This window comes from Mycoplasma wenyonii (assembly GCF_003265155.1).
Taxonomy (GTDB): domain Bacteria; phylum Bacillota_I; class Bacilli_A; order Mycoplasmatales; family Mycoplasmoidaceae; genus Eperythrozoon_A; species Eperythrozoon_A wenyonii_C.
Genome location: NZ_QKVO01000015.1, coordinates 1 through 12,601, shown reverse-complemented (window position 1 = coordinate 12,601; position 12,601 = coordinate 1). Strand labels below are relative to the sequence as shown.

Annotated in this window: 13 protein-coding genes and 1 pseudogene; 6 read left to right on the top strand and 8 right to left on the bottom strand. The window is 35.1% G+C overall.

The features are described from left to right. From DNK47_RS02895 to DNK47_RS02865, 7 genes and pseudogenes are all read right to left on the bottom strand, one after another. A pseudogene (locus tag DNK47_RS02895) lies at positions 1–745 on the bottom strand (hypothetical protein); the annotation flags it as partial. A gap of 48 nt (positions 746–793) precedes the next feature. Further along, the gene (locus DNK47_RS02890; RefSeq protein ID WP_146737540.1) at positions 794–2,110 is read right to left on the bottom strand and encodes a hypothetical protein; all 1,317 of its coding nucleotides are present in this window, start codon (positions 2,108–2,110) and stop codon (positions 794–796) included. Continuing rightward, positions 2,094–3,701 (bottom strand): magnesium transporter, encoded by a 1,608-nt coding sequence (locus DNK47_RS02885; RefSeq protein ID WP_112665778.1) that lies wholly within the window; start codon positions 3,699–3,701, stop codon positions 2,094–2,096. The genes DNK47_RS02890 and DNK47_RS02885 overlap by 17 nt, the downstream gene beginning before the upstream one ends. A 52-nt stretch (positions 3,702–3,753) precedes the next feature. Beyond that, positions 3,754–4,359, bottom strand: a complete 606-nt coding sequence (gene cdaM / locus DNK47_RS02880; RefSeq protein WP_112665776.1) for a diadenylate cyclase CdaM — start codon at positions 4,357–4,359, stop codon at positions 3,754–3,756. Positions 4,360–4,366: 7 nt separating this feature from the next. Then, positions 4,367–4,930: a CDP-alcohol phosphatidyltransferase family protein gene (locus DNK47_RS02875; protein ID WP_258393917.1), complete on the bottom strand. Its 564-nt coding sequence runs from the start codon at positions 4,928–4,930 to the stop codon at positions 4,367–4,369. Between the two features lie 47 nt (positions 4,931–4,977). Beyond that, on the bottom strand, positions 4,978–5,325 hold the full coding sequence (locus tag DNK47_RS02870) for a hypothetical protein (RefSeq protein ID WP_099197252.1): 348 nt from the start codon (positions 5,323–5,325) through the stop codon (positions 4,978–4,980). Between the two features lie 72 nt (positions 5,326–5,397). Next, a complete protein-coding gene (locus DNK47_RS02865) occupies positions 5,398–5,718 on the bottom strand; it encodes an HIT family protein (RefSeq protein WP_112665772.1) in 321 nt (106 codons plus the stop codon). A 181-nt stretch (positions 5,719–5,899) separates the two neighbouring features. Here DNK47_RS02865 and rpsL point away from each other — a divergent pair, with 181 nt between their 5' ends. Genes rpsL through fba form a run of 6 tightly spaced genes read left to right on the top strand, consistent with a single transcriptional unit; the run spans position 5,900 to position 11,556 of the window. Beyond that, a complete protein-coding gene (gene rpsL, locus DNK47_RS02860) occupies positions 5,900–6,316 on the top strand; it encodes a 30S ribosomal protein S12 (RefSeq protein ID WP_112665770.1) in 417 nt (138 codons plus the stop codon). 6 nt (positions 6,317–6,322) lie between these two features. Continuing rightward, positions 6,323–6,793 carry a 30S ribosomal protein S7 gene (rpsG, locus tag DNK47_RS02855; RefSeq protein WP_112665768.1) on the top strand — a complete coding sequence of 157 codons (471 nt, stop codon included), beginning with the start codon at positions 6,323–6,325 and terminating at the stop codon, positions 6,791–6,793. 3 nt (positions 6,794–6,796) lie between these two features. Next, a complete protein-coding gene (gene fusA / locus DNK47_RS02850) occupies positions 6,797–8,869 on the top strand; it encodes an elongation factor G (protein ID WP_112665766.1) in 2,073 nt (690 codons plus the stop codon). A gap of 55 nt (positions 8,870–8,924) precedes the next feature. After that, complete coding sequence (locus DNK47_RS02845) at positions 8,925–10,040, top strand: DnaJ domain-containing protein (protein WP_112665764.1); 1,116 nt, start codon at positions 8,925–8,927, stop codon at positions 10,038–10,040. An 18-nt stretch (positions 10,041–10,058) separates the two neighbouring features. Next, entirely contained in the window at positions 10,059–10,685 is a 627-nt protein-coding gene (gene grpE / locus DNK47_RS02840; protein ID WP_110555201.1) for a nucleotide exchange factor GrpE, read from the top strand. A 1-nt stretch (position 10,686) separates the two neighbouring features. Further along, positions 10,687–11,556 carry a class II fructose-1,6-bisphosphate aldolase gene (fba, locus tag DNK47_RS02835; RefSeq protein ID WP_112665762.1) on the top strand — a complete coding sequence of 290 codons (870 nt, stop codon included), beginning with the start codon at positions 10,687–10,689 and terminating at the stop codon, positions 11,554–11,556. Here the strand turns inward: fba and DNK47_RS02830 are convergent. Next, entirely contained in the window at positions 11,553–12,290 is a 738-nt protein-coding gene (locus DNK47_RS02830; RefSeq protein WP_110555202.1) for a potassium channel family protein, read from the bottom strand. The genes fba and DNK47_RS02830 overlap by 4 nt on opposite strands. Between the last annotated feature and the right edge of the window lie 311 nt (positions 12,291–12,601).

Here is a 12,601-nt window from a genome sequence, read left to right as displayed (position 1 = left end):
AAAAAGAAGAGATCAGGCTGGAAATAGTATGACTCTCTGAGCTCAAGAAATTAGAAAAAGAGTTAAAAGGCTTATCATATCTATCACTAGATAGGAATCAACTTAGAGCAACACTTTCTCCTAGAGCCTTTATCAAAGAAGCAACCCAATTCAGATAGATAACTTTTTTTGAGCATTTCAGATAAATCTTTTCTCTGTGTTTATCATCTAAGGCTAAGCTCAATAAAGCTGAGTTCATTGTCTTTATCTCTCTGGAATTGAATCATTCTAGATAGGTTAAACAGGAAGTAGGAAACAAGATAGAAAAAAAACATATAACTACTCAGATTAGAGAGAAACTGGAAAGAGATCCAAAGAGCTTGGTTAATACAGGAATAATAGCCTCAAAGAGAATAAAGGAGGTTATAAAGGAAGGGAGAATTGAGATTAATTTCAGAGAAAAACAGAATACCTTTCTGTAATTCTCTTTAAGCTTTATCAGGCTTTTTGCTAGCTTTAAGGCAATTTTGTTAGTGATTCAAACTGAACTAACTACCAGAATTAAGGTATAGATTAAAGGGGCATAAACAGAGACTTTCGGGGCACTACCTTCAGAGGCTCAGTTTAAAAAGAAATTCTTAAATCCAAATTCAGAAATAGCCCCAGTTGCCTTGTAGAAGATAAATCCAAGAAATAAAGAGAGGGCTCCGAATAAAAAAGAAAAGCTGATGACACTAAAAGATTTCAGTAGGATATTTCTCCCCAAAAAAGGGGAGAAAGTTAGACTAATACGCCTAATTAGAACACCTAGTTACTAGATCACTAGGTAAATGTGATATCCCAACAAGAGAAGGAATAAGGAAGAACTAGCTACCATAGTGTAGAAAGGCCATTCTGTTAGTTCAAATTTATATTGAAGGCTTCAGATCAATAAGAAGGTATAGCTCAAAAGCAATAGAAACAAATTAATCATTCATTTTGCTAATGGAGAAGTGAACATTCAAAACAACCCTCAATTTAACTGCTTAAGACTTTTAGTTGGCTTAAGAAATGAAGAAGTTATTGCTAGATTAATTGTCGAGGAAACATGACCAGAAATATGTAGGTCTGTTCAAGCTCTTCTAAAAAACTTCATTATTCTCCCCCATCAAGTTCTAGATATATTTCCTAATGGCTCAATACCGCCACTCTCTCTAACTCTGTTCATTGATCATCACTTATTAAATCTCTCAATATTGTCTTGCGCAGAAAGTCAATATACATACATAGGAAGTAAGCCACCGGTCAAAAGAGAAAGAATGAAGAATAAAGCAGTTTTTAAGAATGGAGCTCTGAAACATTTTGTCTGAATGGTTGAAGCTAAAGCAGTATCTTTAAATGTGCTATTTAGACAATGTTGAAGGTTGGAAATGCTATCAAACTCATATTTCTGTCTAATTAACTCAGTTAGATATTTCTCAAATTTCTTTCCCTCAATTACATGTTTGGAGAGAGCACTGTCTAAGAATCTATATCTAGGATCTCTACTTTTTTTGTATAGGAAATAGAAGAGAATTAAACCCCCAGTGAAGAAACAAGAGATAACAATGGCATAGATGTGGAGGAATCTTAAATAGGGATCATTCCTTCTCTTGTCAGTAATTTCTTCATGTTTACTGAATGGCATAGAGGCTAAAGAGTAACTGACTATTTCTTCTGTTCAAGGCTCTAGTTCCTTTGCTTTGTTTTCTTCATAGTCTCTTTCATTGTCCTGAATTCTCTTAAAGTAAGCTTTTGCTCTCTGAATCTCTCTCCTTCTAGACTCTAGGGACTTTAATTCTCTAATTGAAGAGGGACTTCTTCATTTTGAATTAGCCAGAAGAGAAAGGAATTGAGCTAACCCTAAAGTGCAAATGAATAGAGCAATGTTTTTCGCGTGTCTCGTTAAGAATATTGCTCAATGATTAATGATTTTTTTGTTATTAGGTATTTCAAGGAAATTAACAGAACTACTTAATCAGTCATTTCTTAGCTCCCTTTCCCTTTCTTGGAGTTGCTCTAGAACCTCCTCTTTTTGTTCATTGAATGTTTTTCTGGTATATCTAAATAGGAGCTTTCTTAAGAGTCTGTACATATTATTGCGAGACTCCATGAATTTTTAAGGCATCAAGACTTAAATATATGATTCCAACCCCCATTGAAAAAAAGATTAAAGTTCCAACAGCATCTAATATGGTTGTGAGTGCCGGAGTAGTCATAGAAGCTGGATCTTTAAAGAATTTATGCGCAACAAAGGGAATAAATACTCCCATCAGTTTAGATAGGATAATGACTACAAAAAGAGCTAAAGAGGAAATTGCAGCCCCCACATATCCAGCTACTTTTGGGTTGTATTGATCTCCATTTTTAGAGGCATTAAAAAATAATGAAAGATTTCTGAATTGTTCCGAAAAGGGAACAAAGGAAGTGGATTGCACTAAGTTGGTAGTTTGTGTTGTCGTTTGATTTTTCAATTTGTTTGTTTCAATGGGAAAAATAGTGAAATAGACCAAGAGCCTTACAAAGTTAACTACCGAGACTATCCCTCCAACCATAACTGAGATCTTTAATTCTTTTTTCGCAACAGGCCACAGGTCTTTTGCAGTTAACTCATTGCTAGCAAAAGACTGAATTATGGAAGTGGCAGTTTGACTTCCTGAGTTCCCGCACATATCAGTAATCAGCGGAATTAAAGGCACTAATATAGCCGAAGAAAGGCCAGAGGTTCACTTCACCCCTAGGTTCTCGAATTTATCTATTATGAGTGTAGTTAAGGTTGTAGCAAATAGTAAGACTATTAGTCAAAACAATCTAGACCTAACTACCTCTCAAGGAGTGGATTTAATGTATGAGTGTTGCAGATTAACAATTCCATAGAATCTGTAGACATCTTCCATACTCTCATCCACTATCTCTGGGAGAATGTCTTTGCTAGTAATAACTCCTAGTATTTGATTCTTTTCATTTAGTACAGCTGCAGAGGTGAATGGAAACTTTTGAAATAGGTCAATTGCCTCTCCTATCTGCTCTCTAGCAGAGATAGAGATATAGTCCTTTTCCGCCACCTCTCCGACTGAAAGTGAACTTCTAGTAGAGAAAAATAAGGTCTGAATATTTACGGAACCAACGACCTCTTGTTTTAGATTGACTACAAAGAGTTCTTCACCAATGTCAAACTTATTTCTCTTTTTCTTTATGTAACTGAGAGCATCAGATATCTTAAAGCTTTCAGGTATTGTAAGAATAGAAGTGTTCATAATACTACCTACCTGTGAGTGTGAGAAACTGCTTATAAGATTGAGTTCTTTTCTTTGTTGAGGGGAAGAAAGATAGATTATCTTTTTTGAAAGGTTACTGTCGACAATAGAAAGAATTTCTGCAACTTTGTCAGGTTGTAATTGAGAAAGTAACTTAGAGAGTAAGGCAGGCCTTATGTTATTTAATATAGTGAGTCTATTGGCCTCTGAAAAAGAAAAGAAAAAGTCTTCTAGTCTGTCTTCATCTAAAGCAAGAAAGATAATATTGACTAGTTCGTAGTTAGAGAGTTTTTCGAGAATACTAACTAAGGTTGTAACAGAGTGAGCTCTTGAAAGCTCTCTTATTGAGGCATAGTTTTTTAGTTCAAAAGCTCTAGATAATTTTGCAGAGAGTTGATCAGTGTACTTATCTCGCTCTAAATAGTGTTTTTTATTTCTGAATAACACCTATCCAAGATAGTAAAAATCGATGACATCCCCTTTTTCCCCAAGAAGTATTTTAAGTGGTAATTAAGTAGTTCAAAACCTTGGTTAATGACTCAACTAAAAGATCAATATTTTCTTTATCTAGTTCAATAAATTCTCCAGCCTCTGAACAGAGAATTTTTCCTTGACTTTCAGAGACTAGTAAGGCAATTGCATCAGTCTTTGAGGTAATTCCCAAAGCAGCTCTGTGTCTGGAGCCATACTCTTTAGGAATATTTTTATGTGAGTAAATAGGGAAATAAGAGGAAACTGACTTAATCTCTAGCCCTCTGATAATTACTCCACCATCATGCATTGAAGATCCTTTATTCAGGAAGATATTGTAAAGGAATTCCGAGAAAAACTGAGATTCAACTACATATCCAGAATTAATATACTTTTGTAGGTTCTGGAATTTCTCTATAACTATCAAAGCACCTACTTTTTCCTGAGAAAATCTCAGAAGAACTGAACTTAGAGAATATACAAAAGTTTCAAATTCTGATACTGAGATCTCCTTTCTTCTAAAAAACTTTCAGATATATTTCTTGAACCAGACTTTTTCAGAAGACACATAGTAGAAAACTAAGAATAGAGTAAATAATGCAACAATAAATAATGCAATTCTTAAACCAATCAAGTTGTTACTATTGCTCAATGAATGAATCTCAATAGATTTTTAGATATCCAGTTAGAGATTTAAAGCTAAATAATAGAGAGAAAAGAAAGAAAATATTTAGTACTTCTTTACCTCAACTATTAGTTACCAGAAAACCAAGTATTATTCCTGCAAATTGAATAGCAGTTTTTTTCTTGGCAGTTGTATTGGCTTTTAGTCAAATTCCTATTTTTTTCAACTTATATCTAATTCTCTCTACAGTAATCTCTCTCGCTAAAGATAAGACTGGGATTATTCAGTGAACCGCTTTAGCAAATCCAAATAGTACTAAAAAAGCTGAAACTAACAGTTTATCTGCGAGAGGATCATAGACGGCACCAAACTTAGATTGACATTTTCATTTTCTTGCTAAAGCCCCATCAAAGTAGTCAGTGATTATAGAAAGAATTAAAAAGACAAAGCTTAGTTGCAAGAATGGTATGGTATCACTGGAAAAAAGACCATTTGATGATGTGTTTTTTCTCTTGACAATAAAAAGGAAATAAAAGAAAACTGAGAAAAAACCTAAAACAAATCTGGAACGAGTTAGCAGATCCGGAATTAAACTCCGTTCTAACCCTAAAACCCTACTGACTTTTTCTAACTCTTCTTCTTTTCTGGACTTGTTCTGTTATTTCTTCTCGACTCCATTTCTCTTTCTTCTTTTTCATCTTGAACTTTTTGATTAAAGGAGTTAAAGAGATCTAAAACATCTACACCTCTTTCTCTTAAAGTATCTAAAACACTTTGCATTCGATCCTCAATCTTTTTCATCTTTTCTTCTCCAGCAGAGAAGTGTTCTAAATAGAAAATAATTAAGTCTTCAACAGTTTCTGCATTTTCTAAACCGTGAATATTGTTATCCTTTAAGAGCTTTAGTTGAACTTCAAGTTTTTCGTAAAGATCTTTGGTTATTTTTAAGTTGATAGTTATGGTATCTTCAGACATCCTCTAAATACAGTATTTATTAGAAAACACTAAGCGAATTAATTCTAATTTAATTTTTATAGAAATCTAGTATTAGTACCTAGGTATTATGTGTAGGTGGAAGTGAAATATTACCTGTTTAGCTTTAGCTCCTTGATTAACAACGAAGTTAAAGCCTTGGATACTAGGATTTTCTCTTTGTAATTTTTGTGAGTGTTCCTTAGCCAAGATCACTGCTTCTTGAAGAGCTTCATCAGAGGTAGAGCCAAAATCTTGGTAGTGTTCTTTGGTTATTACTAGGGCGTGACCTTCAGTTACAGGATGTTTATCTGGGATTATGAAAACATGTTTTCCCTCTTTTATTAAGTTAGACTGTTTATCTAGATTAGAAGAAATTTCACAAAAAACACACATACTTTTGTGTCTTGGATTAAGTTAAAAGCCTTTAAATATTAGATTAATTGTTTTTGTTTATTATTTTTTTCAGTTTTGCACCAATTAATAAATTGAAAAGAGAGAAGAGATTTAAAATTTTTCTAGGAAATTTTATCTCTCATAGGTCTATCTGAGTTTTTTCTAGCTAGTTTTATTAACTATTCCTACCTTAGCACAAATCTCTAAACACGGAAGACAGAGAAAGAAGAAGAAGTCTAAATCACAAGCCCTGCAGGAAAGTTGAAACTCTCTAAAAAACAAACCTATTAAGAGATCTAATCCACTGAAAAGAGGAGTTTGCTTGAAGGTTTCTACAATGACTCCTAAAAAACCTAACTCAGCCTTGAGAAAGTTTGCAAAAGTTAGAGTTTCAAATAATCATGAAGTTCTTGCCTACATTCCCGGAGAAGGCCATAATCTTCAAGAACACCACGTAGTCATGATTAGAGGAGGAAGGGTTAAGGACCTACCTGGAGTTAAATACCATATCATCAGAGGGAAGTTGGATGCGGCTCCAGTCGAAAAGAGAAAAAAGGAAAGATCAAAATATGGGGTAAAGAAAGAAAAGAAGAGCTAGACCAAAATTCGAAAAAAAAGAAAACTTAAAAAGAGAGAATTACTTCCCGACATAACTTATAACTCTGTTATTGTCACTAAGGCAATTAATTTAATAATGTGAGAGGGAAAGAAACAATTAGCTAGAAGAATTGTCTATAACGCATTAGAAAAAATAAGAGAGAAAACTGAGAAGAATCCTGTAGAAGTTTTTGAGCAAGCCATTAGGAATGTCGCTCCAAGCATAGAACTAAAAACAAGAAAGGTTAGGGGAGCAAACTATCAAGTTCCTGTTGAATCTAGTAAGGAAAGAAGAGAAGCTTTGGCGCTTCGATGATTAATTAAATACAGCAGAAAGAGAAATGAGTTAACTATTGTTGATGCATTATCTTCTGAGATTATTGATGCCTCAAATAATACTGGACTCTCAATAAAAAGAAAGATAGAAGTTATCAAGACAGCCGAAAGTAATAAAGCCTTTGCTTACTATCGTTTTTAGCTAATGTCTAACAAGTTACTAAACCTTAGAAACTTCGGGATCATGGCCCATATTGATGCCGGGAAAACCACCACTAGCGAGAGAATTCTTTATTACACAGGAAAGATTCACAAAATGGGAGAGGTACATGAAGGGAGTGCAACTATGGACTGAATGGAACAGGAAAGAGAGAAGGGAATTACTATCACTTCTGCAGCTACTACAACTGAGTGAAAGGGAGTTGTTCTTAACTTAATTGACACTCCTGGGCATGTTGACTTCACAGTTGAGGTAGAAAGATCTTTAAGAGTATTGGATGGTGCAGTTGTTGTGCTTGATGGGGCGATGGGGGTTGAACCGCAAACAGAGACTGTGTGACGACAGGCAAACAAGTATAAAGTTCCAAGAATCATTTTCTGTAACAAGATGGATAAGGTGGGAGCCAGCTTTCAATCTTCTATGAAATCTTTGAAAGATCGACTGAATATTAAGTTCTCTCCAATTCAACTAAATATTGGGAATGAATCTAGTTTTAGGGGAATTATTGACTTAGTGGGACTGAAAGCTTATAACTTCAAGGCAGGAGTTGATGAGGAGTTTGAAGAAATCCCAATACCTGAGGACCAACAGGAAGAAGTGAAGACTTTAAGAGAGACTCTTTTAAATGAGGTACTGGTTTATGACGATGAAATACTTAATAGATTTCTTTCTGGAGAAAAGATAGAAGAGCATGAAATCAAGATGTGTATTAGAAAAGCAACTTTGACTGGTTCCTTTTTCCCTGTGTTATGTGGCTCCTCTTTTAAGCACAAGGGAGTTAAGTTTTTGCTAGATGCCATAGTTGATTACCTTCCCTCCCCATTAGACATTCCTAATACCAAAGCTTTTACTAGAAGCGGGGAAGAGTTAACTATTGAAAACAAAGATGAGTCGAACTTAGTGGCTGTAGCATTCAAAATTGCGACAGATCCATTCGTGGGAAGACTTACTTTTATAAGGGTTTATGCGGGCAAGTTAAAGAAAGGAGATACTATCTATAACTCAACTAGAGATGTCAAAGAAAGAGTTGGGAAACTAGTGAAAATGCACTCTAATCACAAAACTGAGATTGAGGAGGCTGGGACTGGGGAGATTTGTGCTTTGGTTGGCCCTAAGAGCTTGAAAACAGGAGATACTATAACTGGTTCCCCTGACTCAGACTTTCTATTGGAGGCAATGGCTTTCACTGAACCAGTTATCTCCTTGGCCATTGAACCAAAAACTAAATCTGACCAAGAGAAACTCTCTTTGGTATTGAAAAAACTTGCAGATGAGGATCCAACCTTCAAAATCTCATCAGATTATGAAACTGGTCAAACCATTATCTCTGGAATGGGAGAATTACACCTTGAAATCTTGATTGACAGAATGAAAAGAGAATTTGGATTGCAGGTTAATGTAGGTGCTCCGCAAGTAGCTTACAGAGAAACCTTTACGGTAACCAAAGAAATTGAGGGACAATATATTAAGCAAACTGGGGGTAGAGGTAATTATGGACATGTTTGGGTTAAGTATGAGCCAAATCCAGAGAAAGGATTTGAGTTCATTGACAAGATAGTAGGAGGAAAAATTCCTAAAGAATACATCAAGTCCATTAGAGAAGGCCTAGTAGATGCTATGAAGGCAGGGCAATTAGCAGGATATCCCATAATAGACATCAAAGCGACTCTTTATGATGGATCATTTCACGAAGTTGACTCTAACGAAATGGCCTTTAAGATTGCAGCCTCTCTCTCTCTTAAGGAAGCGAGTAAGAAGTGTGGTTCCATCTTACTGGAACCAATAATGTCAATTGAAATTAACTCCCCTCCACAGTATTTTGGTTCTGTAATGGGGGATGTCACAGCCAAAAGAGGACTGATAACTGCCACAGAGCTATCTTCCTCAGTCAGCACAATTAATTGCAAAATTCCATTAAAAGAAATGTTTGGGTATGCAACAACTTTGAGGTCTTTGACACAAGGCAGAGGAGTCTATTCAATGTCTTTCTCTCACTATCAACCTCTACCTAAACATCTTTTGAAGGAAATTCCAGGGTTTATCTCAGAAACCAAATAGTGACCAAATAGCCTCCAGCAATCCCTCTCACTATCAAAGACTTATTTAGACGGTAATGAGTCAAGATTTTTATGAAGTCTTAGGGCTGAGCAGGGAAGCTACTCCTGATGAAATTAAGAAAGCCTATAGAAAGTTAGCAAAAGAGTATCATCCAGACATAAATAAATCTCCAGGGGCTGAAGAAAAGTTCAAGAAAATAAATGCAGCATATGAGGTCTTGAGCGATCCGGAGAAGAAATCAAACTATGATAGATTTGGTTCCAATTATGAGGCTTTTGGAGGGGGTCAAGGATATGAGAGTGGGGCAAGCCCCTTTGATATCTTCAGTAGTTTCTTTTCTAAACAAGATGGAGAAGATGGTTTCTTCTCTTCATTCCATTCTTCTGGCTCAAGAGCTAGAAGCCAAGGGGGAGAAAGCGAGACCATCAGAAAAGAAGTAAATATTAGTTTTTTGAAGGCAGTTAAGGGATGTGATTATGAACTTAGCTACAGGTCTAACAAAGTGTGTTTTGAATGTAATGGAATGAGGTCTTTTCAAGGGGACAGAAGCTATATATACAACTGCTCTGCTTGCAAAGGGCACGGATATGAAGTTGTTAGAACTAAAAGCTTGTTTGGAATAATAGAACAAAAGAATACATGTAGGTACTGTGGAGGGTCTGGGGAGAAGATAACGAAATTTTGCACAACCTGCAGGGGACATGGTTACACTTCAGAAACTAAAAAAGTAACTATTAAGATTCCTGGAGGAGTTAAAACTGGAGATTCGTTAGTATTCAGAGATAGTCAATCCTATGACAATAAGAAGATCTATCTGAGCATTAAGGTAGAGAATTCTGATGTCTTCACCAGAGAAGGAGATAACTTACATACAAAAGTTTTCATTAATCCATTAGTGGCTATATTAGGGGGGAGTGTGGAAGTACCAACCCCTTATGGTGTTAAAAGCATTAAACTTCCTCCTTGTTCCAGCAGTAAAGAGCTTTTGAAACTTAAGGGAATGGGAATTGATTTTGGAAAAAAGGGTATAGGAAATCTCTTTATTAAGCTAGAAATGGCTTCTTTAAAGCTTTCCAGCACTGATTTAGAGAAAATAAAATCAATAAAATTGACTGAGCTTAAGGAAACAAAAGATTGAATCAAAATTTTTAAGAAGGAATACGAAAGTTAACTAATTCTCTTTAGTTAAATGGCTTTTAAGAAAAAGTCCAAGGAGGAAGAACAAAAGCAGGAATCAAACCCACAAACAGACTTAGATCTTGAACTTTTAGCCAAAGAAACTAAAGACCTAAAGGATGAAAGAATTAAAGAATTGGAGTCGAAACTTAAGGAATATGAGAAGAAAGAAGAGCAATTTAGGGAAGAATTAAATAAAAAGTTTCTCGAGACTATTCAGAAAAAGAGTGATGAGGCCGCTCTTCTTATTAAATCTAAAGAAGAGGAAATAGAGCAGAAGTATAGTTCCAAACTAGAAGAGCAGAAAAGATATCTCTACGAGTCCCAATTAACAGAATTAGTCAATATTGTTTCTAGGTTAGAAGATGTTTTGAATGTAGAGCCCAGCAGTGAGGAAGTTAAAAAATATCTCTTTGGATTCAAGATGTTCTTAACTCAATTTGAATCTCTCTTTGATTCCTTTAACATAAGCAAGATAGTTCCTGAAACAGGCCAAGAATTTGACTCAGAGATTATGGAAAGTTTGGAAACAGAAACAGTAGAAGAAATTCAAAGGAATAAAATATTAAAGGTTTTTAGTAAGGGTTACAAACTCAACGAAAGAGTTATCAAATTAGCCCAAGTTAAGGTAGGAGTATAAAATGCCTGTAGTTAATGCAATAGAGGCTTCACAAAAGGCTTTAAAGGGCAAGTATGCAATTGCACAGATTAACACTAATAACCTAGAGTGGACAAAAGCTATTTTGTTAACTGCAGAGAAGTGTAAGTCTCCTGTTATTGTTGGTGTTTCTGAAGGCGCAGCAAAGTATATGGGTGGTTATAAAACAGTCGCTTCAATGATTCGGGGAATGGCAGAAGATCTAAAGATTTCTGTTCCAGTAATAATTCACTTGGATCATGGTACTTATGATGGTTGTTTTAAAGCTTTGGATGCTGGATTCTCCTCAGTAATGTTTGATGGCTCTCATTTGCCTTTTGAAGAAAATTACAAGAAGTCTGCAGAAGTTATTAAGGTGGCAACTGAAAAAGGGGCTTCTGTTGAATTAGAAGTTGGCACTTTAGCCGGTGAGGAAGATGGAGTTATTGGTCTAGGAAATCAAGCTGATGTAAATGAATGTATTGAAATCAGTAAATTGAATCCAACTTTATTGGCTGCTGGAATTGGAAATATGCATGGGCCTTATCCAGAAAATTGAAAAGGTTTAAATCTTGCTTTATTGGAACAAATTTCAAAGGCTATTAATAGACCTTTAGTGCTTCATGGCGGGACTGGAATTAAAGATGATGTGATTCAAAAAGCTATTTCTCTCGGGGTGACCAAGATAAATATAAATACAGAGTTACAAATGAAATTTGCAGCTGAAACTCGAAGATATATTGAAGAGAAGAAAGATTTAGATATGAAAGCTAAAGGTTTTGATCCAAGAAAATTACTGAACTATGGATTTGTGGGAATTACAGAAGTGATTGAAGAAAAATTTAAGCTATTTGGTTCCGTTAATAAAGCCTAATTAACTTCTTCCTTTTTCTCTAAATTAACAGGAGTATTTTTCATAAAACAACTCTTTAAGTTACCAATACAGTGTCTTTTAGCTATCAAAAGAACTATATCTGATCTCTCTAGTTTATCAGTAGAAGAAACCGGAATAATTGTCTCTCCTCCCTTTTGCCTCTTGACACTAACAATAACAGAGTTATTCTCTTTTAAAAAGAGTAAGGAACCTATTTCTTGGCCCCATAAGTGAGAGTTATAGACAGGAAGTCTTACGAAAAAGAAATCATTACCTTGAAAATTCGGAAGTCTTCCTACTTCAAGGTCAAAGAGAATTTGATAAGCAATATTCTCGACCACATAGAGTTCTGGAACAATACTATAAGAGATTCCCAATAGCTTTAGTATTCTCTTATGAACTTCATCTTTAGCTTTTGCAACAATTCTTCCAACCTCTAACTCTTTAAGGTTTGAGCAGATAGTAATAGATTTCTCTATATTTTCTATTCCGATAATGACGCAATCAAAGTCTTGAATTCCAACATCTTCTAAATCTTTAATGCTGGTGGCATCACAGTTAATAGAGTTAGTGAATTCAGGGCCCCAAATGTCTATCGCATTAGAGTCATTGTCAATAACTGTAACTCCTTGATCTTCTTGTATTAAGATTCTTCCGATCTCTAAATTAAATCTACTTAACCCTATTAAGCAATAATCTTTTCTTTGTCCTTGTTTTTTCCTCCCTATCGCCAAAGATTAATGTAAGTTATTTTTGTGAAATAGGGAGTAACCCCCTATCTTGTAAATGTTTAATAATTTAATAGAGTTTACTAGATAAAAAGTCAGGTGAATAGGCGAATTAAGTCTTCAACTTCCTTCAAAGAGACAGCGGGAAAATGAATATTCGGCTCTTCTGTCTCGCAACGAATTGCGAGAATTTATATCCTAATTATTTTAGCTGGATTTGGAGCATTAAATCTTCCTTGGGTTAAGACGAACCAAAACGGCTCATCAGGCGATCAAGGAAATTGATTTTCAAAACTTTTTACCTCAGTCAGTGCCTT